This is a genomic window from Bifidobacterium sp. ESL1133 (assembly GCF_058107325.1).
Map to the genome: position 1 here is coordinate 92,266 of NZ_JBYLUI010000006.1, position 25,515 is coordinate 117,780.

The 25,515-nt window shown below is 57.7% G+C and carries 20 protein-coding genes and 1 tRNA gene; 12 read left to right on the forward strand and 9 right to left on the reverse strand.

What is annotated here, in order from left to right:
* Positions 1-95 precede the first annotated feature (95 nt).
* Together AC3B5A_RS07100 and radA are read right to left on the reverse strand one after the other, a co-directional pair.
* Positions 96-617: a cupin domain-containing protein gene (locus tag AC3B5A_RS07100; protein WP_489799973.1), complete on the reverse strand. Its 522-nt coding sequence runs from the start codon at positions 615-617 to the stop codon at positions 96-98.
* A gap of 124 nt (positions 618-741) precedes the next feature.
* Entirely contained in the window at positions 742-2,157 is a 1,416-nt protein-coding gene (gene radA, locus AC3B5A_RS07105; protein ID WP_489799974.1) for a DNA repair protein RadA, read from the reverse strand.
* Positions 2,158-2,460: 303 nt separating this feature from the next.
* On the opposite strand from radA, the gene AC3B5A_RS07110 reads away from it, so the two are divergent.
* From AC3B5A_RS07110 to AC3B5A_RS07125, 4 genes are all read left to right on the forward strand, one after another.
* On the forward strand, positions 2,461-2,868 hold the full coding sequence (locus AC3B5A_RS07110) for a cupin domain-containing protein (RefSeq protein WP_489799975.1): 408 nt from the start codon (positions 2,461-2,463) through the stop codon (positions 2,866-2,868).
* A gap of 1 nt (position 2,869) precedes the next feature.
* A complete protein-coding gene (locus AC3B5A_RS07115; RefSeq protein WP_489799976.1) occupies positions 2,870-3,367 on the forward strand; it encodes a MerR family transcriptional regulator in 498 nt (165 codons plus the stop codon).
* Positions 3,368-3,397: 30 nt separating this feature from the next.
* A complete protein-coding gene (locus tag AC3B5A_RS07120; protein ID WP_489799977.1) occupies positions 3,398-4,087 on the forward strand; it encodes a hypothetical protein in 690 nt (229 codons plus the stop codon).
* Positions 4,088-4,301: 214 nt separating this feature from the next.
* Positions 4,302-4,391 carry a 30S ribosomal protein bS22 gene (locus tag AC3B5A_RS07125; protein ID WP_003817716.1) on the forward strand — a complete coding sequence of 30 codons (90 nt, stop codon included), beginning with the start codon at positions 4,302-4,304 and terminating at the stop codon, positions 4,389-4,391.
* 1,295 nt (positions 4,392-5,686) lie between these two features.
* Here the strand turns inward: AC3B5A_RS07125 and AC3B5A_RS07130 are convergent.
* Positions 5,687-6,676: a mucin-binding protein gene (locus AC3B5A_RS07130; protein ID WP_489799978.1), complete on the reverse strand. Its 990-nt coding sequence runs from the start codon at positions 6,674-6,676 to the stop codon at positions 5,687-5,689.
* Between the two features lie 1,045 nt (positions 6,677-7,721).
* Here AC3B5A_RS07130 and tpx point away from each other — a divergent pair.
* Positions 7,722-8,228 carry a thiol peroxidase gene (gene tpx / locus AC3B5A_RS07135; protein WP_489799979.1) on the forward strand — a complete coding sequence of 169 codons (507 nt, stop codon included), beginning with the start codon at positions 7,722-7,724 and terminating at the stop codon, positions 8,226-8,228.
* A gap of 169 nt (positions 8,229-8,397) precedes the next feature.
* Here the strand turns inward: tpx and rpiA are convergent, their stop codons facing one another.
* The 4 genes from rpiA to AC3B5A_RS07155 all read right to left on the reverse strand — a co-directional run bounded on the left by rpiA (position 8,398) and on the right by AC3B5A_RS07155 (position 13,634).
* Positions 8,398-9,096 (reverse strand): ribose-5-phosphate isomerase RpiA, encoded by a 699-nt coding sequence (gene rpiA / locus AC3B5A_RS07140; protein WP_489799995.1) that lies wholly within the window; start codon positions 9,094-9,096, stop codon positions 8,398-8,400.
* Positions 9,097-9,249: 153 nt separating this feature from the next.
* A complete protein-coding gene (locus AC3B5A_RS07145; RefSeq protein WP_489799980.1) occupies positions 9,250-10,443 on the reverse strand; it encodes a ribonuclease H family protein in 1,194 nt (397 codons plus the stop codon).
* Between the two features lie 270 nt (positions 10,444-10,713).
* Positions 10,714-12,387, reverse strand: coding sequence for a phosphoglucomutase (alpha-D-glucose-1,6-bisphosphate-dependent) (gene pgm / locus AC3B5A_RS07150; RefSeq protein WP_489799981.1), 1,674 nt, complete (start codon positions 12,385-12,387; stop codon positions 10,714-10,716).
* 125 nt (positions 12,388-12,512) lie between these two features.
* On the reverse strand, positions 12,513-13,634 hold the full coding sequence (locus AC3B5A_RS07155; protein WP_489799982.1) for a diacylglycerol/lipid kinase family protein: 1,122 nt from the start codon (positions 13,632-13,634) through the stop codon (positions 12,513-12,515).
* A 134-nt stretch (positions 13,635-13,768) separates the two neighbouring features.
* On the opposite strand from AC3B5A_RS07155, the gene serS reads away from it, so the two are divergent.
* Positions 13,769-15,055, forward strand: coding sequence for a serine--tRNA ligase (gene serS / locus AC3B5A_RS07160; RefSeq protein WP_489760696.1), 1,287 nt, complete (start codon positions 13,769-13,771; stop codon positions 15,053-15,055).
* Positions 15,056-15,287: 232 nt separating this feature from the next.
* A tRNA-Ser gene (locus tag AC3B5A_RS07165) sits at positions 15,288-15,372 on the forward strand.
* 75 nt (positions 15,373-15,447) lie between these two features.
* Here the strand turns inward: AC3B5A_RS07165 and AC3B5A_RS07170 are convergent.
* Positions 15,448-16,278, reverse strand: a complete 831-nt coding sequence (locus tag AC3B5A_RS07170) for a Fic family protein (protein ID WP_489799983.1) — start codon at positions 16,276-16,278, stop codon at positions 15,448-15,450.
* A 508-nt stretch (positions 16,279-16,786) separates the two neighbouring features.
* On the opposite strand from AC3B5A_RS07170, the gene AC3B5A_RS07175 reads away from it, so the two are divergent.
* From AC3B5A_RS07175 to cydC, 5 genes are all read left to right on the forward strand, one after another.
* Positions 16,787-17,962, forward strand: a complete 1,176-nt coding sequence (locus AC3B5A_RS07175) for an NAD(P)/FAD-dependent oxidoreductase (protein WP_489799984.1) — start codon at positions 16,787-16,789, stop codon at positions 17,960-17,962.
* 45 nt (positions 17,963-18,007) lie between these two features.
* The gene (locus AC3B5A_RS07180) at positions 18,008-19,465 is read left to right on the forward strand and encodes a cytochrome ubiquinol oxidase subunit I (protein ID WP_489799985.1); all 1,458 of its coding nucleotides are present in this window, start codon (positions 18,008-18,010) and stop codon (positions 19,463-19,465) included.
* A complete protein-coding gene (gene cydB, locus AC3B5A_RS07185) occupies positions 19,462-20,499 on the forward strand; it encodes a cytochrome d ubiquinol oxidase subunit II (RefSeq protein WP_489799986.1) in 1,038 nt (345 codons plus the stop codon). The genes AC3B5A_RS07180 and cydB overlap by 4 nt, the downstream gene beginning before the upstream one ends.
* A 205-nt stretch (positions 20,500-20,704) precedes the next feature.
* Entirely contained in the window at positions 20,705-22,654 is a 1,950-nt protein-coding gene (locus AC3B5A_RS07190; RefSeq protein ID WP_489799987.1) for an ABC transporter ATP-binding protein/permease, read from the forward strand.
* Positions 22,655-22,658: 4 nt separating this feature from the next.
* Positions 22,659-24,602 (forward strand): thiol reductant ABC exporter subunit CydC, encoded by a 1,944-nt coding sequence (gene cydC / locus AC3B5A_RS07195; RefSeq protein ID WP_489760702.1) that lies wholly within the window; start codon positions 22,659-22,661, stop codon positions 24,600-24,602.
* A 452-nt stretch (positions 24,603-25,054) separates the two neighbouring features.
* Here cydC and AC3B5A_RS07200 read toward each other — a convergent pair.
* On the reverse strand, positions 25,055-25,515 hold a 461-nt coding region (locus tag AC3B5A_RS07200; protein WP_489799988.1), incomplete at its 5' end, for a mucin-binding protein.

Genomic DNA, 25,515 nt, shown 5'->3' on the forward strand with positions numbered 1-25,515 from the left:
TCGCACCGGAGCACATCGCCACCATTATGTTTTCGTACCATTACGTTCTTGCGCGTGCCGCATACAGACATGGCGGCGGATTGCTCGCAATGAGGCTATTCGAGCGTGAACCCGTCGAAGGAGAACCCAGGACTTACCACACATGAGACGATGGCGTCTCCGGTGCCGGGAACAGTGCGCTGCCAGTACCCCTTGGGAATCACATACTGTCCCACCGGTTCCTGATCGGGAGCGGCAGCAGTGTTGCCGTGGCGAGCGTTGTCAGCGTCAGCCAAGCCCTGCCCCAGCATTACGCGGGTGATCTGCTTGGGGTCATCGTCAGGAGCATCACCGCTGCCGCCCAACTCCAAGGTCACCGTGGCAGGTCCGTGCCACAGCCAAATCTCATCCGCATCCACCTTATGCCAAGCGCTCGCATCGCCCTGGGCCAGCAGGAAGTAAATAAGCGAAGCCAGCGGTCGGCCTTTGTCTTCACCATCGACCGTGCCTTGTGAAGCCTGCTGGCTCAGCCATGTCTGCTTGTACCAGCCACCTTCCGGGTGTGGCTCAAGGTCGAGGGTGTGCACTGCGTTGCGAGCGTATTCGCTCATGTCTTCCAAAGGAATGCTGTTGGCCATGGTGACTTCCTTACCTGCATGTGGGTTGTGAACGAATGTGGGTCAGCAGTGCCATTGCGGCAACGAACCAGCGTGCTAACAAGAGGAACTGCCATGCCCATTGTAGCGGGCGGGTGGCACCCGATTACAGTCCCATCGCGTCCAACGCGTCGCGTAGCGACGACACCTCCACCACTTCCAATCCCGGCACTGCCTTCAATGTGCGTTGACGGCCACGGGTTACCGGGACCACGGCCTTGGTGTACCCCAAACGAGCGGCCTCGTTCAACCGGTGTGCCAGCTGGGGGACGGGGCGTACCTGTCCGGTCAGTGATATCTCGCCGATCGCACACGTGGCGCGGTCGATCGGGCGGGCCTTTGACGCGCTCGCCAGTGCAGACACGATGGCCAAGTCGCACGCAGGTTCTTTGGCCAAACCACCGGCGATGGTGGAGACATACAGATCGTTGGCGAGCAGATTGACCTTGCCGTGGCGGTAGAGAACAGCCGAAAGCATGGCAAGACGGTTCTGATCGATGCCGTTGGTGTTGCGTCTGGGGGTGGGGAGCACCGATTTGGTGACCAACGCCTGCACCTCGATGGGCAGGCTGCGGTGACCGTCGAGTGTGAATGTTACGCACGTGCCCTCTACCGGAGCATCATCGGTGGAAAGGAAGAGGCCGGAAGGGTCGGTGACCTCTTCGATACCCTCGCCCGACATATCGAAACAGCCCACCTCGTCGGTCGGGCCAAAGCGGTTTTTGTTCGCGTGCAGCAGGCGCAGTGCCGTCTGGCTGTCGCCCTCGAACTGACAGACCACATCCACCAGATGCTCCAACGTGCGCGGCCCGGCGATGGTGCCGTCCTTGGTCACGTGCCCCACCAGCATGACCGGGACGCCGATCGTTTTGGCGGTGTCGATGAGCGCGCTCGCCACCTCACGCACCTGAGTGGAGCCGCCGGAGATGCCATCAACATCTTGTGAGACGATGGTTTGCGCCGAATCCACAATGGCTAGGCTCGGCTTATGCTGCTCGATGAGCGCCAAGGCCGTGGACAGGTCGGTGGTGGCGGCCATGAGCAGGTTCGGTTCCAGAGCCGCAATGCGCGAGGCGCGCATGCGCACTTGTGCTTGGGACTCCTCTCCGGAAATATAAAGCACCGGTTGCCCGGGTTTGGAACGGGCGATGTTGCCTGCGGTTTCGAGCAGCAGCGTTGATTTGCCGATGCCGGGTTCGCCTGCCACCAGTACCACCGAACCGGCTACGATGCCACCGCCCAGCACGCGGTCGAACTCGGAAAATCCGGTGGACGTGCGCTGCTCGGCGTCGGCGCTGATGCCGGTGATCGGTGTGGCCGCTGCGGCACCCGCTAGGGGAGCAACACCAGCTTGAGTGCGCGAGGTGCGGCCCTGAGCTGCGGTGCGTTTTGCAGCTGACGGTCGCGCTTCGTGAAACTCCTCAACCGTGCCCCATTGCCCGCATTCAGGGCAGCGCCCGTACCACTTTGCCCCATTCCACCCGCATTCGGAACAGACGTATTGCGTTGTGCTTTTTGCCATGGTTCCGACGCTAGCCGTGCCGGCCGACCCGGTCAAGTCGAACTGGCGAATATGTGGATTTGTGGACAAACCTTGGCGTTGTGAACAATGTTGACTGTGTGAGCTGTGTGAATCGTGTGGACTGTGTGGTAAGGATGTTTGGAAACCAAAGCTGTGGATAAGTGGATTATGCTGTTTGCACAGCAAAGATGTGGATATGTGGACACGATGTTGAAGTAGTGCCGGTTTGACTTCAAGTACTTGAAGTTTTTAGTCTGTTCATATTGCTTCACAGCATAGTACTTCAACAATTAAGGAGCACCCGTGCCTATCACCGAATCCACCAACCCCAGCCCATTCCCGCTCGGCGACTCCAACGACGCCTACGCCCAGTACTTCACCGGCCAAAGCTACCTAGCACCGCTGGGCGGAGACGAGCATGTGGGCGTAAGCAACGTTACCTTCGAACCCGGGTGCATCAACCACTGGCATGTGCACCACGGTGCGGCACAAATCCTTCTTGCCGTGGGTGGAGTGGGCTACTGTCAGCTGGAAGGCGAACCTGTACGGCGCATGGAGCCTGGCGACGTAGTGGTCGTTCCCGCAGATACCAAACACTGGCACGGAGCCAGCCCCAACAGCCCCTTCGCGCACATCGCTGTGATGGCTGCCGGTACACCAACCGACTGGCTTGAACCAGTGGATGAGCATGAATATGCAAAGCTGGCCTAGCATGAACGACGAGCGTAACACTCAACGCCAGTGGCACTCCATCAAAGAAGCATCACTGTATTGCGGGCTGCCCGAAAGCACACTGCGTTACTACGAGCAGATCGGCATCATCTCAGGCATTGTGCGAGACCCCTCATCAGGGCACCGAGCCTACAGCGACGACGATCTTGCCGCGCTTACCACTGTGGCCTGTCTCAATGCCACCGGCATGCCTCTGGCTGATATGCGCTCATATATGGCCAACCGGGAGAATGGACAGGTGGGTGCTCGCGTCGAGATGGAGCTGCTGGCACGGCAGCGCAACCGGTTGGATGAGGAACGAGCATTCCTCCAGGCACGGCGTGAGTACGTTTCGTTGAAAATCGACTACTGGCAGGCTGTAGGCAATGGGGATGAGGACGCAGCTCAGCGTATCGGGGAGCGAGCGTCTGAACTGGCGCAACAGTTGAGTCGCAAAGCCGCAAAGAAGGTTGGAGGCAGCGCTTCCATGCGCGAGTAAGCGTCAGCCCGCTATGAAACAATGAGGTCTATGACGAGCAATCACAAGTCTTCCTCCCACCGCAAACTCATTGTTGTGGTGGCGTGCGCCGCCGTTGTGGTGGTGTTGGCGCTGCTGTCCGCATTCGTGTGGCCCGGGTGGGCGTTGAATAAGAACGTTCAGCCGGTGGCTCCTGAGCAAAGCGCATCCGCTCCCACCACCCCTTCCATCAAAGCGAAGGAGCTGCCGAAGGGGTCCACGGAATTGCTCAAGTCCATGCCCGATAGCGTGCTTAATTTTGCGCGCGTTGAGGTCTCTCCGAGTGATGGGTGGAAAGCATCCACGCCTTTGGAGGAATATGCCATGACTTATTCGACCGGTAAAAAGGCCGATGATGTTGAGGTTCGCGTGGCCCAGTGGCCAAGCGATGACAAGGCCAAGAAGCAGTATGAGACGCTCTCCAAAGGTCTGTCCGGTGTAGATGTGGCTTCGGGGGATGTGAAGGTTTCCGGCAATGTCACTGGTGCGTATGTGGTCAAGGAGACATCGGGCAAGAATGATGGTGCGGCATCGAGTGATGCGTCTGGTGCTGGCGATGAGAAGAAAGACGGCAGCGCTGATGCCAAGGTGAAGAGCCACAGTGGCGCCACCACGGCCGTGTGGCGCAACGACACAGTGGTGTTCGAGGCCACGGGCTCAAAGGATTCGGTGCTGCGCTTCTACCAGAAGTTCCCGTTGTAGGCGGGAGTTTCTCGTTGTGGGCGGAACTCGCGCTGCAGACGGAAAGCTTGCACGGGTGGAGGTTCGCGCAAGTAGGTGCTGTGTGGCTGTGCTGCGTGCACGGTGGTCGGTGAGCTCGCAGTGGATGGTGTGCACAGTGGGCAGCGTGAAAGTCGGCTTCTTTGTGTATAGTAGGGAAAGTTGCAATCGTATAGTCTAGGAATGGAGGCTTCAGATGGGTTCCGTCATCAAGAAGCGCCGCAAGCGGATGAGCAAGAAGAAGCACCGCAAAATGCTGCGTAAGACTCGTCACCAGCGCAAGTAGCGACGGTCTGCGGTATCCTAGCGATACGCAAGGAGTAAAGGCTCGAACCTTCTGGGTTCGAGCCTTTTGTATGTTGCGAGGTCTGTGGTGGGGTTTCAGAATTAAAGAGGGGTCTCAATCGTAATTGAGACCCCTCCGAAGGTATGAGGACAGAGTAAGAAGCTGCCCTATCAGTTGGGAACCGTTTCCGTGTAAGAAGTGTGTCGCCGCCTCAAAAGTTGGAAACGTTAACGGGCGTCCATCAACTGACAGAACCTACTATACATGATAGGCTTGAGCTTGTCGAACGTCTTCCGTAACGGGCAAGGCGATCGGCCGGTCGGCAATCGTCGGCGTGACAGTAGTCGCGCCTAGAAGGGCGCGACTGTAGTAGAAAGGCATGCGTAGCATGCGTAGTAAGAATGAGGGGCCTGGTTCGGCTTCGTTAGTTGAGTTGATGATGGTGTTGGCGGTTGTACTGGCCGCTAAAGTGCATCCTGGTGTTGCTGATGTAGTGATACTGGCGCTGTGCTGGTTTGCCATAAGAGGCGGTGACAGCGAGTTGAAGTAGGGGAGCTGCTGCAGGTATTGAGAAGTATGCTCCTGTGGCTCATGTTTCTGCCCGTCCTGCACTTGTGGGGCGGGCCTCCTCATGTGTGGATGCGGTACTGCTGAGGAAGACTATCGTATCTGTGCGTATGGTAATGGCGTGATTTGTTCGCTGTCGAGCATTGAGTAAGTGAATCGTATCCAACGCGTAGCGGTGCTGCTATGCTGCAGAACCGTCGGTGAAGTGGGGTTAGTGTCGGTTTTGTTGCGTGGTGGTGCTGAGCCGCGGCGGAACCGACGGTGAAGTGCGGTTGGCGTCGGTTTTGTTGCGTGGTGGTGCTGTTGCGCAGCGGGACCGACGGTGAAATAGATTCAGTGTCGGTTTTGGTGCGCAGGCGTATTGTTGTGCGGCGGAACCGTCGATAGAGTCTGGTTAGTGTCGGTTTGGTTGCGTGGAAGTATTGTTGTGCGGCGGAACCGTCGTTGAAGTGGTGGCAGTGTCGGTTGTGTTGCGTGGCGGTGTCAGTGCGCTGCGGAACCGTCGGTGAAATAGATTTGGTGACGGTTCTGGTGCGTTGGGTTGTGTGGGGTGGATGGTGACAGCTGTGGAGTTGTGCCATCCACCCTGTGTTCCGTCGTCTGCCGGTGAGAGAGGTTGTGGCTGGCGACGGAAGTCTGGCGGGTTTGGTTGTTGGTGTTGGTGGAAGTGTGAGGGGTGGTTGGTGTGGGCAGGGTTGCCGTGCCAGCCACCCCTTTGTGGCCGTCGTCTACCGTGTTGAGAGAGAGTTGTGGTGGCGACGGAGTATTGAGGAGACCGCGACAAGTATGACAGCGGTTACTAGTCCGGTGAGTGTGATTGTGGTTGTGTTGGTGGTGGTTCCGGTGAAGGGGAGTGCTTTGATGGTGGGTATGTAGAAGATGGTGATTTCGGTGGTGCGGTTGGTGAGTTGCGGGTCGGTGGGACTGGTTGGGTTGGTTGGGTCGGCTGCCGGGGTGCCGTCGGTGTGGAGGGTGGTTTGCGCTTGGGTGGTGGGGGTTGTGGTGGTCCATCCGTCGAGGTGTGGGCTGTTTGCTTGTGGGTAGTAGCCGGTGGTTTTGGTGGTGCCGTCATTGGTGTTTGTTGTGGTCCAGTTGGTGTAGGTGGTGGTTCCGGTGACCGGGTTGGTGGTTTTGGTGCGGGTCCAGGTGATGGTGTCCACTTGGTCTGGTGCTGCTTGGGTGTGGTCGTTGTGTTGGTAGTGGATGGTGCGTGTTTGTGTTTTGGTTTGGGTTTCGGTGATGAGTTTTGAGCAGTTGATCCAGTAGTCGGTGTGTCCTGGCTGGTAGGTGGTGTTGATGGTGCAGGTAGAATCGTTGCATGATAGGCCTGGGCTTGCTGGTTGTGCGTAGTAGCCTGCTGGGATGCGTGTGGCTAGGACGGTGTTGAGGGGGTCGTCTTGGTATCCGTTGAAGGTTTGTTGCATGTTGGTGTTTTCGGTTCCGTTGATGTTCCAGTGGATGGTGGCGTTGGCTGCTGCTTTGTGGTAGGTGATGGTGGTGATGGCGTTGGTGGCGTTCATGAGGTTGTTGCCGTAGACTGGGGTTCCGTTGGTGTTGACGGGGTTGGGGATGGTGACCATGCGTGTGGTGGGGTTGTAGGTGCCGTTGGTGACGGTGATGTCGTAGCCGGGGATGTTTGGTGCGTAGACTTGGTTGTATGAGGGTTGCACGCTGGTGTTGGTTGGGTAGTTGCCGTTGAGTTGGTACACTGCACCCACAGCCGCAGGACAAGTAGCATTATATACATCGCTGTTTTTCCCGGAAGACAAAAACTTGAGTTTGCTCAAGCCGGTATAATACGGGGCTTTTGAGAAGTCTGTTCCTTGTACGGTTGAGTTAAAGTAGCACTGTATTGTATATGATTTAGAGGTATCTACAGGGTAACCCGGCTTCACTTTTAATACTCGTGCTCTTTCTGTGAATGCTGCGGTGGTGAGTGTGATGTTTTGTGAAGTGTCGCCTTGTGTGGCGGTGCCGTTGGAGTATCTGAATTGCGTGGTGCTGTAAGCGTGGTAGATGCATGTGTACAACGCGCCTGGTTCGGCTTGGTCGATTGTGTGAGGGTTCTGGCTGCCTTTTGGCAGATCAACAGCTGTGACTTTGAAATTTCTGTAATCTATGTTGGTGGTAATACATGCGCCGTCACCGAGTGTAGATATGACGGGAGATATTGGATTTGGCGAAGACTCTGCATCGGCTGTCGACGATGTATCAGCGTCTGCGTTGGCGTCTGTACTGTTTTGACTGGTATTGGAAGAATCTAGAAGTGGTGTGCTGGAAGTTAGAGGTTCAGACTCGCTGGGGGGGGGTGATATTTAATGCTTCTGCCGAGCTTGCGGAAGCGGCAGGTGAAGTTGCGGTGGTGCTATCTGCAGAGTCGGCACTTGTGCTGGAAACTGACGACGCGTAGGCGGTGATGCCTCCGGCAAGGGATACAACCGCTACCATTATGGTGACAACAGCGGCAAGAGTATGGCCTTGGCGCGAATTCGTCACACCGTGGCTTATGGGAGACATAGCAATCTCTCTTTCTGTGTCCAAACACCACAACGACACATTGTCGAGTCCTTCATTGATGCAGGCATGTCAGCAAAGTACTGCATACATGCACATATTTCTATAGTTTATTACAGCTCTGTGACATCGGTAACAAGCGTTCTGGCGGTAAGGTCAAGTGCCGTGACATGAATGCGCTGTTGCGCCCGTTCGCCCTTGCCGACAGCGTAAATGGTGGTTGCAGCCGGGCTGTGGGAGAATGGCCATATGACACAAATTACATTGGATGGCAATCCCACACAAACCGTCGGCGCACTCCCCGAGGTAGGTTCTCCTGCCCCGGCATTCACTCTGACCGACAAAGACCTCAACGACTTCGATTCCGCCAGCCTTGCCGGCAAGAAGATCGTGCTCAACATCTTCCCCTCCATCGACACCGATGTGTGCTCCATGTCAGTGCGCAATTTCAACAAGGTGGCCGAAGAGTTCGACGACGTGACCGTGCTCTGCGTCTCCAAGGACCTGCCCTTCGCCACCGCGCGCTTCTGCGGTGCTGAAGGCATCGACGGAGTTATCACCGGTTCGGCCTTCCGCTCCACGTTTGGCGAAGATTACGGCCTGACCATCGACGACGGCTCCATGCGTGGCCTGCTCTCACGCTGCGTGGTACTCATCAACTCCGATGGCACCGTGGCCTACACCCAGCAGGTTCCCGAAATCGGTACCGAACCTGATTACGCTGCTGCGCGCGAGGCCATCGCCAAACTCAAGTAGGTTTTCTGCGAGTAGCTCGGCAACAGCTACTCACGCGATAGCATGCAAAAGTCCGGCACGCATCCCTATAACTTCGGATGTATGCCGGACTTGAGTTATTGCTGCCATCGCTGCCGGCCGTCCCTCCTAGAGCGGTGATATCGGCCGGTGCGAGGCTGAGCGTGCGGTATTACTTATTGCTGTTCTGCATGACACGCGGGCCGTTGGGGTTGCCTACGATCACCGTGTCTACCATGTGCAGGAACAAGCCGTGCTCCACCACGCCCACGGTGTTGATAAGGTCTTCGGCCAACGCTTCCGGCTGGTCGATGCGTTCCAAGTGCAAATCCACCACGAAATTGTTCTCGTCGGTACGTACCTCTTTGCCGTCGCCATCCAGCCGCAGCACCGGCTTGTAACCCTTTTCTTCGAACAGCTTCACCACGTGGCCTGCGCCAAAGGGGATTACCTCGACCGGCAGGGGGAATGCGCCGATGGTGTCCACCACTTTCGACTCGTCCACGATCCACACGATCTTGTCGGAGTTCGTGGCCACGATCTTCTCCCACAGCAAGGCTGCGCCGCCACCCTTGATGCCGTTGAAATTGCTGTCCACCTCGTCAGCGCCATCGATGGTGACGTCGATGTGATCCACGTCGTCAATATCCATGATCTTGATGCCGTAGCCCTCCGCCTGCTCCTGTGTGCGGCGGGATGTGGTGACACCGGTGAACTGCAAGCCTTCCTCTTGGGTGCGGCGGCCGAGTTCGTCCACCAGGAATTTCACGGTCGATCCGGTGCCGAGACCGACGGTCATGCCGTTCTCCACGATCTTCGCCGCTTCGATGCCTGCGGCCTGCTTGAGCCGATCCTGTTCTGCCTTGTCCATCATGCTCCTTACTGCTGTGGAGGCCAATCCTGGCCGTCCATGTGAGGTATCTCTCTCGTATACTACCGGTTTTGCAGTACTTTATCGGCGCTTGATGTTGCGCGCAAAGTCTGGCGTATGCCGCTGCCGCGTGCGGTCAACGGGAGTGAATACCTAGTTAGCCCCGCCGATGAACAAGGGAGCAGCTTGGAGCGTGACCGTGCCGTCGCCTGCCACCATCGCGTCCACTTCCACAAACCCGTGGAGATGCTTGGGCTGACCGGTGTAAGTGGCGCTGCTGGACGGCGGAGGGGAGACCTGCACCGTGCCGGAAACGGTGAGGCCTGAGGCGTTCAGGCTTGAGGCTCTGAGAGCTGGAGCATTTTGATGAGCAGACGCTGGTGCAGTGTTGTTGCTCTTGCTACTGCCGGTTGCTGCGGCGCTGGTGGCACCATCATTTGCCTCGCGGGAAACGTTTGCTGCGCCTTGGGAGCGAGGTGTCGCAGATTCGTCTGTATTCTGCTGCACGTCGGAAGCATCGTCAGCTACTTGATGAGAGGACGAGCTGGCATTCGTAGAATCGTTGGAATTGCTGGAATTACTAGAAGAAGAATGTCCGAAGTCATAGTCGGGCACTCCTTCGGGTTCGTCGAACAGATCGTTGAGCGTGCGGCTGGTATGCGAAGAACGACTGCCGGGCGTTGCGCCAGCAAACTCGCTGTTTGGGGCACTGGTAGCAGCGCTTGAACCTGACGATTCGCCGCGCCCGAGATGGTACTCCTCATTGGTAATCTCGCCATCAATAAGCAGCTGAGCGTCGGCGGGAATATCTACGCCGCGCGCGTAGTCCGAGGCCAGCAGCGACTGCCAACCTTCTAAGGGCAAGTACCCGTCCTTCACGCCGCTGCGCGCGTCCCCAGAATAGGTGTGCGCCAGATCGTCCACCTTCTCGTTGCCGGGATTGCCGTTGTGTCCTTTGACCCACACAAACTTTACTGGGCCTTCACGGTCGGCAATCTCAGCGTCAATAGCTTTGATCAGCGGCGCGTTCTTGACTGGCTTCTTTTGCGAGTTCTTCCACCCGTTCTTTTTCCAACCCTTAACCCATTTGGTGGAACAGTTGATGGCATACTGCGAGTCGGTTTCGATAGTTAGCGGTTCATCGCCAGGGTGGGCGCGCAAAGCCTCCAGTACGGCCACTAGCTCGCCGATTTGGTTGGTGCCGTTCGTAGCGCCGCCGGCATCGCAGTCGCCGTCATGGCTGTGGCCGGGCGTGCGTGCCGCATCCACATCATGGTCGGCCCACGCCCAGCCCATCGGGCCGTTCGGATTGCCGAGAGCGCTGCCATCAGTGGAGACTGTAATCATAGGTCATAGTTCCTTAAACGTTTCGACTCGATTGGCTGAGTGCTCTATATTTTCGAGTAAAGACTTGGCCGAGCGGCCCGGAGCGTTCGAAAATATAGAGCACTCAGCCAATCGCTTGCGTGGGATGGGAACGTCGTCGGGCGCGCTCACCCCATATGTGCGTCATACTGCGCACTACTGTACCGCGAATGACGAACGCGTGTCTGGGGCATGGTGTTGCTGACGCTCATACATAACTGATATGGCGCCACCAACACCAGCAAGTCGCTCTTATGCCAGCGCGGCGTTCACCACCGTTTCCGCTTCGCTCAGTACGGTTTGCAGAGTCTCTGGCGAGTCGAACGATTCAGCGTAGATCTTGTAAATGTTCTCCGTGCCTGAGGGACGGGCGGCGAACCAATTGTTTTTCGTGGTCACTTTCAGGCCGCCAATGGGAGCGTCGTTGCCAGGAGCCGTGGTCATCACAGATTCGATGGGCTCGCCGGCTAGTGTGGCAGCAGTGATGTCATCAGCGCTCATGGTGGCGAACTTCTGCTTCTGCTCCAACGTGGTGGGGGTGTCGACGCGCTGGTACCAGCTCTCGCCGAACCGCTCCATCTGTGCTTGGTGCAGTTGTGCAGGATTTTGGCCAGTTTTAGCCGTGATTTCGGCAGCCAGCAAGTCGGGGATGAGACCGTCTTTATCGGTGGTCCACACGTGCCCGTCGCGGCGCAGGAAGCTCATACCGCTGCTCTCTTCACCGCCGAATGCCACTTTTCCAGTAAAGAGCGGGTCGACGAACCACTTGAACCCTACAGGCACTTCCACCAGCGGGGCTCCCAGCGAGGAGGCCACGCGGTCAATGAGACTGGAGGAGACGAGCGTCTTGCCGATGCCGGTGCCCTCGGGCCAGCCCGGGCGGTTGCCGCCGAACAGATATTCCACGCATACGGCCAAGTAGTGATTGGGATTCATCACACCCCAGTCCGGGCAAACGATGCCATGCCGGTCGGCATCGGGATCAGTGCCGCCCACCAGATCGTACTTGTCCCAAGCGCCGTTGTCGAGCGAGTCCACCAGGCCCTTCATGGCATAAACGGAGCTGGGGTCCATGCGGATCTTGCCGTCGTGGTCCAGCGTCATAAACCGCCAAGTCGGATCCACTTGGGGACGCACCACGTCGATGTTCAAACCATATGTCTCGTTGATGAGCGGCCAGTAGTTCACCGAAGCGCCGCCCAGAGGGTCGATGCCCAGCCGAACGCCGGACGATCGGATCGCCTCAAAGTCGATGACATTGCCGAGGTCGCTCACGTAGTGTTCTCTAAAGTCGAATCGCTCGACGAACTCGGACTTGACGGCCTGCTCGTAGGGTATGCGCTTGATGTCCTTGAAATGCCCCAGCAGCTCGTTGGCGCGCCTTGCGATCTGCTCGGTGACTTCAGCAGGGGCTGGTCCTCCTGTGACGGGGTCATACTTGAAACCTCCGTCGGTGGGAGGATTGTGCGAAGGTGTCACCACGATGCCGTCGGCCAGCCCGTCTCCGGTGAACCGCTGGGAACCGTCTGCGGCGCGATTGTGGGTCAAGATGGCTTGGGAGATTACTGGGGTGGGGACGAAATCTTGACGTGCATCGATGCGCACGTGCACGCCGTTGGCGACGAGCACCTCGATGGCAGTGCGCTCGGCTGGGCCGGAAAGCGCATGAGTGTCGCGCCCCAGATAAAGCGGGCCGTTTACGCCGGCCTGCCGACGGTATTCGGCGATGGCTTGGGAGATTGCCACGATGTGTGCCTCGTTGAACGAGATCTTCAGTGAGGAGCCGCGATGGCCGGAAGTGCCGAACGAGACCCGCTGCTCGGGCACGGAAGGGTCTGGGATGGCGTCGTAGTAGTCGGCAATGACTGTGTCTACGTCAATCAGGTCGGATGGGGTGGCGGGCATACCCGCATTGTTTGCTACCATGCCTCTATTGTGCCACGATTGCATATCATGTTCAAGTTTGTGTTATTTTGAGCGATTGATGATATATTGTGTGCACATTTGGGGTTAAAGAGTGCTTGGGTGCTGTCAACGCGCCGCCTTGGCGGTTAAGCGGCAACCTTCTCGTCCGCAACCTTCTCACCCTCACCGGGCTGCGGGGCCCGCACGAACAACGAGCGATGTTCGACGGTGAAACGGATATGACGCGTCCGCTTGAGCGTATCCCCATCCACCTCGGCCAGAGCGGGCTTCTTCAACAGCACTTCAGCGCACACACCCTGAATCTGATCAATGGTGGAATTGGTGGACAGCGGGCTTTGCTGCGCCTTGCCGGTAATGGTCTGGTGCATCACATCGCCGAGCAGGTTGGCCCAACCCAGCAGGCCGCCTGTGGTGTCGATGATTTCGAAATCCAGCAGGCCGTCGTCATAGCTGGCATCCGGAATGAGGGAAAAGACCGGAATCTGCCCGCAATTGCCGCTCATCAACGTGCGGAACTCCAAGCCGGCAGTGGTGTGCGTTGTTCCATCGGCCTTGGTGATCGTCACGTCGCCACGATACTTGGGCGCGAACAGGTTCTTCATACCGCCGGCAAAATAGGCCAACCAGCTCAGGCTTTTCTTGAGCTTCGGGTCGGTATCGTCAATCATCTGCGCATCAAAACCGATGCCGGCGATGATCAGGAACGCGTGAGGGTGCGTCTCGGTCTCATCGTCCAGCAAAGACATGCGCCCCACATCAATGAGCGTTCCGCCGAGGGACGTGGCCACAGTGAGCGCTGCGTCGATATCGTCAATCGGAATGTTCATGTTGCGCGCAAAAAGATTGCCCGTACCGATGGGAATGATGCCCAACGCATGACCGGACCCGCTCAGCGCGCTCGCCACGGTGCGCACTGTACCGTCGCCCCCCACGGCAATCACCACGTCGGCACCCTGTTCCAGCGCCTCGAGTGCGCAAGCGCGACCATCCTTGTCCAGTGTGGTGTCGAAAAAAGCAGGGTCTCCCAAAGCATGAGTACGGCAGAACTGGCGAATCTGCGCTTTGGCCTGCTGGGCTCGAGGCTTGGACGGATTGATCACAAACGCGTAATGGACTTGGTCTCCGGCTCTGGCACTCAGCTCCCGATCCCGGGCTTCGCGTTTGAGATGACGTTGCACCAGTACCACAGCCAGCACCACGAGCGCGGCCAGCGCGACTGCGAGGACAATGGCTGTGGCAAGAGGCATGGATACCGATCCTTGGTCTGGGCTGCAGAGATGCCTCCACTCTAGTACGAGCGAGAAACGATTACGCGCTCTGCGAGTCGTCGAAGATCCGCGCGAGCCGCCTGCGTGTCGGCTTGAAACAGTAAACTCAAATCATGCTAGATATCCAATACATTCGTGAACATGCCGACGTGGTGAAGGAGTCCCAGCGCAAGCGCGGAGAGTCTGTGGAGCTCGTCGACGAAGTGCTGAGCTCAGACGAGACGCGGCGCTCTTCGCTGAAGGAATTCGAAGAGGCGCGCGCTCGACAAAAAGCCATCGGCAAGCAGGTGGCATCCGCAGCTGCCGATGAGAAAGCGCAACTCATCGCACAGACCAAAGAGCTGGCCGAGCAGGTTTCGCGCTACAAAGCTCAGGCGGATGCGGCCTCCGGCGAATACACGAAAGCGATGTGGAAACTTTCCAACGTGGTGGAGCCCGAGGCGCCGGAAGGCGGCGAAGACGATTATGTCGTCGTCAAGAAGGTCGGTACCATTCGTGACTTCGCGGCTGAAGGATTCGAGCCCAAAGATCATCTGGCATTGGGTGAGGGCGTAGCGGGCATCGATATGAAGCGCGGCGCCAAGGTTTCCGGCTCACGGTTCTACTTCCTGCGCGGTGCGGTGGCCAGACTCCAGATAGCCATGCTGACCATGGCGGTCGACCAGGCGGAAGCGGCCGGTTTTACCTTGGCCATCACACCTACGTTGGTACGTCCCGAAGTCATGGCCGGCACCGGCTTTTTGAACTCTCACGCCGACGAAATCTACCGTCTGCGTGAGCCCGATGACCAGTATCTGGTCGGCACCTCGGAAGTGGCGCTCGCCGGCATGCATGAGAATGAGATCCTCGATCTGTCGAACGGCCCGCTCAAGTACACCGGCTGGTCCAGCTGCTACCGGCGTGAGGCGGGTGCCGCGGGCAAAGATACCTCGGGCATTATCCGCGTTCATCAGTTCGACAAAGTGGAGATGTTCGTCTACTGCAAGCAGGAAGAAGCACACGACATGCACCAGCAGCTGCTGGGCATGGAAGAGGAGATGCTGGCCAAAGTGGAAGTGCCCTACCGCACCATCGACACCGCTGCCGGCGATCTTGGTTCCTCCGCTGCACGCAAGTTCGACAACGAGGCTTGGGTGCCCACGCAAGGTCGCTACCGTGAGCTCACCTCCACCTCCAACTGCACCGAGTATCAGGCGCGTCGTCTCAACATCCGCGAGCGTATGGAAGACGGTTCCACACGCTCCGTCGCTACGCTCAACGGCACGCTGGCCACTACGCGTTGGCTGGTGGCGATTCTTGAAAATCACCAGCAGAAGGATGGCTCCATTGTCATTCCGCAGGCCATGCGGGCGTACATGGGAGGCCGAGAGGTGATTGAACCGACTCGGTGGGAGGCGTAGGGTTTCTTTAAACTTGCGTCGCGTTGAGGTCTGATATGCCTTGTTTTCGAACGCTCCGGGCCGCTAGGCCGAGTCTTACTCGAAAACAAGGCATATCAGACCTCAACGCTTTCGCGGGAAAGAGGCTTTTGAGATGGCGTAGCAGATCGACATCCATGGCGTGGAAGCGTTGCCAGTGTTGTCGTTGGCTACTTGGTCTGCTATAGTTGCGATTTGCACGCAAGATGTGCACGGACGGGTGTCTGAGCGGTCTAAAGAGACGGTCTTGAAAACCGTTGTGGGGAAACCCACCGCGAGTTCGAATCTCGCCCCGTCCGCTTTTCATATGGTAGGCTTCCGTTTACCGGCCGAGCTCTTTTGGTTACCGGCCGCACACTGACGTTGTTGTTGTGTTACCGTTGCTGTGCCTGCCCTGGCTGCGTCTGGGCGTCAAAATCCGCAGTGTCGGTAACTGATGCGAAATCGTAGATGAATTCGTTGCCGGCATCGAACTGGTTGAGTACCTCGTCGCGGTATCGTGCTCGGCTGTCGTGCATGAACCTGCTCAATGATTCAGGTGTGCTTGCCGTCCAGTTTGCCAAAGCATCAAGGTACGGTGCTTTCTGATCATCGAAGATAACCGGTGGCAGTGCTCCTATTCGCAGCGACTCCTTGAACATGAGCATTCTGCCAATGCGACCGTTGCCGTCTGAGAAGGGATGGATGCGCTCGAAAGCCGCGTGAAAATGGGCGAGTTGTCCGTCGGTGCCGGTGAACTCGTCCATGAGTGAGAACAACTCCTCCATGGCGGGACGCACACGATTCGGCGGTGTGGTGGTGACTGGATCGAACAGGCCTATCTGATTGGGGTGCTGCTTGTATTCTCCGACTCCCCACATGTCCGGCCTGAGTTCCTGACTGGTTCGGGCTTTGAGCACGGCATGCATGCCGGTGACCATGCTGTGGCTCAACGGCTCCTGGTAATGGTCGAGCATCAGATCGAAGAGGCGGAAGTGATTTTGCGTTTCGATGATGTCATCCGCGCGGATAGGGGTGGAATCGTCGGCCGGAGTCAAGGTGCCGGTGTCGTACAGTTGCTGCATCTGACGCCGGGTTAGGGTGCTGCCTTCCATATGGTTGGAGTTGTACGTCAGCTGGATGGACGTCCAGTAGTAAACGCCGTGGGAGATGCGTTGGTCGCGTTCGGTCTTGAGCCATTCGCCCAACGATGATGTTGCGGTCATGATCGCCTCCTGGATTGCGTGTGTGTTGCCGTATGTGCGACGCCCGATGTCACTTATACTAGTGCAATGGTCTTGCTTTGCGGGAGACAATACCGTTCTTGCAGGAGACAACGCCGCTGTCTCGCATATTCGCAGCCTTCGCGCATATCGGTTCAATGAGGCGAAGGTGCAAACAATCTCTCGGTACGCCGCCAGGCGCAGGCTGTGAATTTCGGCACACATGATATGGGCGTGGTTACGCTGTGAGAGTCATGCCGCGGATGCCTGTTTTCCGGAGCGGGGTGCGTGCTGGTAGAAAAACACGTTACGCGTGCCTTCATCGTTGCAATTATGCGGTAAATGCAGTGGTATACTGGAATCTAAACGATGAGTGATGGGACATAGGTGATTATGTCGCGTTGTTCATAGTCCACCATACCATGTGTCTCGGCAAAGACGAATGAGATGCTGGAAACCGGTGGCGGTATTACCGCACCGGTTTCGTCATGAAATGAGAAGGGAAACGGGAATGAAAACCGTAGTTATCCTCGGCGCTGGTTACGCAGGCATGCGGGCTGTGAAGAAGTTGGCACACGCTCACATCGATGCGCGCATCGTACTGATCAACAAGAATCCATACCACTATGAGTCCACTCAGCTCCATCAGGTGGCCGCCGGCACCAAGGATCCTGCGGATGTAACATTCAACATTCGTGAGGTGGCGCCGAAGAACGTCGAGGTCATCATCGACGAGGTCACGCAGGTGGATCGAGAAAACCACAAGGTGCTCCTCAAGAACGGCGAACCGGTTGCCTACGATTATCTCATGAATGCCTTGGGCTTCGAATCCGAGACGTTCGGTATCTCTGGCGCTGCCGAATACGGCTATTCACTGGTTGACATCGATACGGCACTTGCCGCTCGCCGTGAGCTCGAAGACAACCTGAAGCGATACAACACCAGTCATGACGAGAACGACCTGCACATCGTGGTGTGCGGTGGCGGCTTCACCAGCATCGAATACTTGGGCGAGCTGGTATGGCGCATGCCCCATCTGGTCAAGGAATACAGTCTTCCTGCAGACAAGATCAAGATTGACTGCATCGAGGCTTCGCCCCGCCTGCTGCCCATGTTCGACGAAAAGCTCTCCAACTGGGGCGTCAAGTACTTGGAAAGCCACGGCGTCACCTTCCACGTAGCCACTTCGATTACCGAAGTTCGTGACAACGGGGTGTCCTGTGGTGATGTGGATTATCCTGCCAGTACAGTGATTTGGGCCACAGGTGTACGCGGCAGCGAAGTCATCGCGCGTTCGGGCTACGACCAGAAGCGCAACCGCGTGGTGGTGGAGGACGACCTCACTGTGGCCGGCGAACCGAACGAGTTCCTCATCGGCGACGTTTCGGCAGTCAAGGATCCTTCAAACGGTCGCCTGTACCCGACGACAGGCCAGATTTCCATCGCTCAGGCGGATTGCGCTGCGGCGAACCTGGTGGCCACGATGAACGGCCAGCCCACCAAGAAGTTCGTGTACAAGAGCCTGGGCACCGTGTGCTCGCTAGGCCCGCACTGCGGCATCGCCTCGCTTGATGCGTTCGGCCACATGAAGCTCAAGGGTGCCAAGGTGCAGATCGTCAAGAAGATCGTCAACGACCGCTCCGTGCTGGAGTTGGCGAATGTGAAGACTATGCTGGAAAGCAACTAGTCTTTAAAGGGTTTAGAGGTTAGACAAGAGAGAAGGGAGAGACACATGACGGTTTTGGGACTGTCGCGCTTTCAGTTTGCGATGACGACGGTATTCCATTTCTTCTTCGTGCCGTTGAGCATCGGCTTGGCGTTCACGGTGGCCATCATGGAAACGCTGTACGTGTTCAAGCGTAAGGCCGTGTATCAGCGTATGGCCAAGTTCTGGGGGAATATCTTCCTCCTGAGCTTCGCGGTCGGCATCGTCACCGGCATCATCCAGGAGTTCCAGTTCGGCATGAACTGGTCCAACTATTCGCGCTTCATGGGCGACATCTTCGGTGCGCCTCTGGCCATTGAGGCGCTGCTCGCGTTCTTCATGGAGTCCACGTTCGTAGGTGTGTGGATGTTCACGTGGAAGCGGTTCAAGCCCGGCGTGCATGTCATTTTCATCTGGCTCACCTGGCTGGGTTCCACGCTGTCCGCCATCTGGATTCTGGCAGCGAACAGCTTCATGCAGCACCCGGTCGGCTTTAAGATCGACCCCAAGGACGGGCATGCCAAGATGACCAATTTCGCGGCCATCATCGGTAACCCGCAGCTGTGGCGCTCCTTCCCGCACGTCATCACCGGCGCGCTGCTCACCGGCAGCTTCGTGGTGGTTGGCATGAGCGCCTTCGGTCTGCTGAACAAGAAGCAGGCAGCCAACAAGGCGTTCTACGTGCGCTCTTTGCGCGTCTCCGCCATCATTGCGTTGGTCTCCTCCATCTTGGTCATCATCGCCGGCGATCTGCAGACCGGTTTCATTATCGACGACCAGCCGATGAAGTTCGCGGCCACCGAAGGTCTGTACGACGACTCGGGAGACCCGGCCTCGTGGACCCTCATCGGTTTGATCAACGAGCAGGCCAAGACCACCAAGGGCATTGAGATTCCCGCCATGCTTTCCCTGCTGGCCTACCATAAGCTCAGCGGAGCGGTCAAGGGCATGAACACCGTCAACCAGGAACTGCACCAGCAGTTCGACGCCAAGTTCGGCTCGGACATGAACTACTACGTGCCCACCAACGTGCTGTTCTGGAGCTTCCGCTTCATGGCCGCCGTCGGTTTCGCCACGCTGATTCTTTCGATTCTGGCGCTGTGGTTCACCCGCAAGTCCAAGAACACGCTTGCCGACAGCCGTTGGAAGCTGTGGATTCTGGGCATCTGCATGTATCTGCCCTTCATCGGCACCACCGGTGGCTGGCTCATCACCGAGCTCGGCCGCTATCCGTGGCTCGTCTACGGCCTGCTGACCATCGCCGACGGTGTATCGCCGACGGCCACGGTGGGCAGCTTGCTCTTCACGAACATCGTCTACTTCCTGCTCTTCGTGCTGCTTGGCGGCGTGATGATCTTCTACGCGCGTCGCACCCTGCATCAGGGGCCTGAGGCGCTGGAGAAGGAAGAGGAGTTCGAGGCCGAACCGGTGGCTGAGAAGGCTGCTCACAAGGCTTCGGCACAAGGAAAGGTGGCACTGGCATGAACGGCATGAGTTTCCTGCAACTGCTGTGGTTCTTCGTCATCGCATTGGTATTCGCGATTTTCCTGTTCCTTGACGGACTGGATTTCGGCGTGGGCATGGCCACACGCCTGGTGGCTCGCAGCGGTGACGAACGTGCGCTGTACATGCGTGCCGTCGGCCCACACTGGGACGGCAATGAGGTATGGCTCATCACTGCAGGCGGTGCGATGTTCGCAGCGTTCCCGCTGTGGTATGCCAGCCTGTTCTCCGGCTACTACATCCTGCTCTTCCTTGTGTTGGTCGGTCTTATTCTGCGCGGTGTCTCCTTCGAGTTCGCCGGGCATGCCATCACCGATCGTGAGCGCAATGTATGGCAGTGGGCCAACTTCATCGGCAGCACGGTGGCGCCCTTCCTCTTGGGCATGATGCTCACCAGCCTCATCCAGGGGGTTCCCATGGATGCTGAAGGCAATGCACGCATCGGCTTCTTCGGTGTTGTCAACTGGCTGTCCGTGGTCGGCGGCATCGCCACAGTGTTCTTCTGCTTCCTGCATGGGCTGCACTTCCTGAGCCTGAAGCTGGATGCCGAACGTTCCCGCCACATGCTCAACATCAGCGAGAAGCTGTACTGGATCGCCTACCCGGCACTGGTGCTCTTCGTGATTCTGGTGTTCTTCATGACCGACTTCTACCAGGCACGCACCTTCTCTACGCTGTTCATCACCGTGGTGATTCTCGTGGCCACGGTAGGCGGCCATGTGGCGGTCACCAAGCGGCGCGGCGGCTGGGCATTCATCTCCAGCGGCGTGACGCTGATGGGCATTATCGCCTTCATTTTCAACGGGCTGTTCCCGCGCGTCATGATCGCCAAGGATTCCTCGCTGAGCTTGCTGGCCAAGGATGCTTCGGCCTCGCCGTACACACTGCAGATCATGACGGTCGTGCTGTGCGTGCTGCTGCCGATTGTGCTGATTTACTTTGCGTGGAGCTACTTCCTCCAGCGCAAGCGTTTGGTGAGCGATTCGCCTGCCACAGCACAGGCTGCACAAGCCTGAATGTGAACGGCCGCACAACTTGCGGCCATGTGCTGGCTTAATGCCCGGTGCCTTGTAGTATAGAAGTGCTGTATTGCGCTTATCTACAGGTTCCGGGCATTGCTGTATGGTTCGGGCTTTGTCAGATTTGCGCGGCAGGTGCCTAGGAGACGGCGTTGGGCCGGCATCGGCACAAGACCGATGCGGCAACAGTTGGGATGATACGGTGATTGATAAGAGTTTGTTTACATTTACGGGAGTACGGCGTACGTTGGGGCTGCTGTCGTTGCTTTCTTTGGTACAGGCGTTCTGTATTGTCGGACAGGCGCACGGATTGACGAGCGGCCTTGTTCAAGTGTGGAAGCTTCACACTGTTTCGTCACTGTGGGGACCATTGGCAGAATTCTTCTCCTGCTATCTGCTGCGTCAGCTTATCGACGTGGCCAAGCAGCGCCTTGCTGCCAACCAAGCGGACGCGGTGGTCACCGAGCTGCACCCGCGCATCCAAGAGAAGGTATTCCGTCTGGGACCTGCTTCTCTCGCCCAGCGTGGCACCGGTGCCAGTGTGACCATGCTCATTGACGGGCTTGACCAGGTGAAGAACTACCTGCAGATTGTGCTGCCGAAGATGACTGACATGATGCTCATTCCACCGGTCATTCTGGTATACGTATGGATTCAGCACTGGGTGAGTGGTTTGGTGCTGCTGCTCATGTTCCCGTTGCTCATCTTCTTCATGGCCATTCTCGGGCTTGCCTCGCGAGACCGTTCCAACAAACAGTATGCACAGTTCCGCATCCTCAACTCCAAGTTCGTGGACAGCATCCTTGGCTTGCCAACGTTGAAGATGCTGGGCGTGAGCGAGCAGTACGAGGACGAGATCTACAGTGTGAGCGAGCAGTTCCGTAAACGTACCATCAGCGTGATTCGCGTGGCCATGACCTCCACCTTTGCGTTGGACTTCTTCGCCACGCTGGGCATCGCCATCATGGCGGTGTTTCTTGGCATCGATCTGATCGACGGCAAGATGGCGTTGGCTCCCGCCATGCTCGCACTTATTTTGGCACCGGATTATTTCCTGCCCATTCGTCAGTTCGGCGAAAATTACCATGCCACCCTGGACGGCAAGAATGCCATGTCGGACGTGATGGCGTTCTTGAACACGCCTGATCCGGATGTGGACGAAAGCCTGGAATGGGATGGCTGGAACGAGCACAGCGAGCTTCATATCAGCGGCTTGGATTTTGCTTACGATGGTGCCAAGGCCGAAGAGAGCGACGCTCAATCAGCCGGACATTCCACGGCCATGCAAGCAGTGGAGCAACAGCGCCCTGCCAAGACGCGGAACAGCGACGGAGATGTGCCGGAGGATGGAATCCATGAACCGGACGACGCCCTGCATGATGTATCGCTGGATGTCAGTGGTTTCGCCAAAGTAGCGGTGATAGGCCGTTCCGGCTCAGGCAAGACCACTCTGGTGGACGTGATGGCTGGGTTCAACCAGCCCCAACGAGGCGCCATCGAACTGGATGGCCATGAACTGCACCACTTCAACGCTCCGGCATGGCAGCGTCATGTCAGCTATATTCCGCAAACCCCTTACATTTTCAGCGGCACCATCGCTGACAACATCCGTTTCTATGTTGAAGACGCCACCGAACAAGCCGTGTCTGAGGCTGCTCGCCAAGCTGGCCTTGACGGCTGGCTTGCTCAGCTGCCGGAAGGTTTGGAGACACGCATCGGAGAAGGAAACAGGGGTGTGAGTGGTGGTCAGGCGCAGCGCATCGCGTTGGCACGTGTGCTGCTTGACAAGTCTCGTGAGATTCTGCTGTTCGACGAGCCTACCGCACATTTGGACATTGAAACCGAGTATGAGCTGAAGCAGACGCTGCTGCCCATCATGGAAGGCCATCTTGTCATCTTCGCTACACACCGCCTGCACTGGCTGTCCAATGTGGACCAAGTGGTGATGCTCGATCACGGGCATGTGGTGGAATCCGGTACTCCGGAAGAACTGATCGGCTCTGGGGGCCCACTCGACGAGCTTATCGTGCAGATGGGCGGCAATCGCATCGATGGTTATCGTCGGGAATCGGGCATGGATAACGGTGCGAAAGGCGTGTCTCAGGCAGCGACGCAGCACAAGAACGAGCGAGAGGACGAGGACGGTGAGTGAGCGCATGAGCGAGCGGAATGACAGCAAGAACAAGACATCGGGCGATGGTGTGTCAGCGCAGACTGAACAGCGGCGCGGCACGTCGCCGGCGGTGCATGGCGAAGAACAGATACATACCACCGGTGCGGGCGAAGCACAGACCGGTCGTGTCGAGGCGCAGACAGGGGACGCCCGGCACACGCGGCACACCGATTACCATGCGGTCTGGGACCATGACCACTGGTTCTGGCCATATCTCAAGCAGCACAAGGGCAAGCTCGCTTTCATCTTTTTTCTTGGCGTGATGACGTTTGTGTGCGGTGCCGGACTCATGTTCACCTCCGGCTACCTCATCAGTCGTTCGGCGCGCCACCCATACAATATTCTCATGGTCTACGTGCCTATCGTGCTCACCCGTGCGTTCGGCATCGGGCGTCCAACGTTCAAATATGTGGAACGCCTCAAAAGCCATGACTGGGTGCTGCATGTGGTCTCCAAACTGCGCGTGCAACTCTATCGCACGCTCTCCAAAGACGCTGCATTCCTCAGTGAACATGAGCGCACAGGTGCTGTGCTGAGCCTGTTGGCCGATGACTTGGACCATCTGGAAGACTTCTACCTGCGTACCATTTTCCCGACAATCGTGGCATATGTGGTGTGGCTGGCAGTTACCGTGGCGATGGGTGTGTTCTCATGGATCACCAGCCTGCTGCTGTTCATCATGCTGGCTTTGGTACTTGTTCTTATCCCCATGATTTCGCTGAACTTCTCCGACGGTCATTACCTGAGTGAGAAAGCGCAGCAGCGCAACGAATACACTGCGGTAACCGAAAGCTACCTGGGGCTGAGCGACTGGGTAATCAGCCACAAGAACGCTCGCTTCTCCACAATCGGCAGTGAAGAGTTCGTACAAATCACCGCCAGCAAGACGCAGCAGAAGCGGTTTGAGCGGTGGCGCAATTTTGCCATTCAAATGATTTTCGCGCTCATTGCGGCAGGTCTTCTGGTGGGAGCCAGCTTCACTATGACCAGCTCTCAGTCGCTTGCCAATTGGGCGGCAGCCGTGGTGCTGGCGGTGTTCCCTCTGGTGGACTGCTTCATCGTTGTGGCTCAGGCAGTGGCGGAAGTGCCTCTCTACACGGATTCGCTCTCACACCTCAATGGCTTGAGCGAACGTGTGGAAGCGCGACAGGAGGAACCGGTGGAGCAACGTCAGCTCGACGGTGCGTTGCAGACCATCGATTTCAACCACGTCACGTTCTCCTACGGGCCGGGGCAGCCAGTGCTGCTCGACGATTTTTCCCTGCATATCAAAGCGGGGGAGAAGGTGGCATTGCTTGGTCCTTCCGGTGAAGGCAAGACCACGATTCTGCAGCTGCTGCTGGGCGACTTGCGGCCCGATGCCGGTGAGATTCTCATTAACGGCATCCCTGTGGCCGCACTGCAAGACGAACGCCCCCGCATCTTCGGGTACCTCAATCAGCAGGCGTTCCTGTTCAATGAGTCTGTGGCATACAATGTGCGTGTCGGCGTTCCTGAGGCGAGTGACGACGACGTGTGGGCCGCACTCAAAGCGGTGCAGCTTGACGATACGGTGAGGGCGCTGCCCGAGGGTATCGAGTCCACGGTGGCGGAAGCCGGGCAGAGCCTGTCCGGTGGGCAACGGCAGCGGCTTGCCTTGGCGCGCATCGTACTTAAGGCAAGCCCGGTGGTGCTGCTGGATGAGCCGACCATCGGCCTCGACCCCATCACCGAACGCGGCATCATGGATATGGTGATGCAAGCCGCCGGTGAATGCACGCTGTTGTGGGTTACTCACCATTTGCAGGGGCTGGAAGACGCGGATCAGGTAGTGTTCCTTGAGAACGGCCACATTGCCATGCAGGGGCGTCCATCCGAACTGTACCAAACGAACAACCGTTTCCGTGAGCTCTACCGGCTAGATGTCGGCGATCTGGCCGGCATGTGATGCAGAGGTTGCAGTGGTTTGCGCGGTTTGCGCGGGTTGTGCAGGTTGCAACAAAGTGGCACAGGCTGCACAGGCTGCACAGGCTGCACAGGTCTGCTGCTGCAGAGCTGTCACTAGAGTACGGTTAGCGTCGGTTCTGTTGCGTGGAGGTATTGTCGTGCGGCGGAACCGACGGTGAAGTGCGGTTAGCGTCGGTTGTGTTGCGTGGTGGTGTTGTTGCGCAGCGGGACCGACGGTGAAATAGATTCAGCGTCGGTTTTGGTGCGCAGGCGTATTGTTGTGCGGCGGAACCGTCGTTGAAGTGGTGGCAGTGTCGGTTGTGTTGCGTGGCGGTGTCAGTGCGCTGCGGAACCGTCGGTGAAATAGATTTGGTGACGGTTCTGGTGCGTTGGGTTGTGTGGGGTGGATGGTGACAGCTGTGGAGTTGTGCCATCCACCCTGTGTTCCGTCGTCTACCGTGTTGAGAGAGAGTTGTGGTGGCGACGGAGTATCGAGGAGACCGCGACAAGTACGACAGCAACAACAAGTCCGGTGAGTGTGATTGTGGTTGTGTTGGTGGTGGTTCCGGTGAAGGGGAGTGCTTTGACTGAGGGTATGTAGAAGATGGTGATTTCGGTGGTGCGGTTGGTGAGTTGCGGGTCGGTGGGACTGGTTGGGTTGGTTGGGTCGGCTGCCGGGGTGCCGTCGGTGTGGAGGGTGGTTTGCGCTTGGGTGGTGGGGGTTGTGGTGGTCCATCCGTCGAGGTGTGGGCTGTTTGCTTGTGGGTAGTAGCCGGTGGTTTTGGTGGTGCCGTCATTGGTGTTTGTTGTGGTCCAGTTGGTGTAGGTGGTGGTTCCGGTGACCGGGTTGGTGGTTTTGGTGCGGGTCCAGGTGATGGTGTCCACTTGGTCTGGTGCTGCTTGGGTGTGGTCGT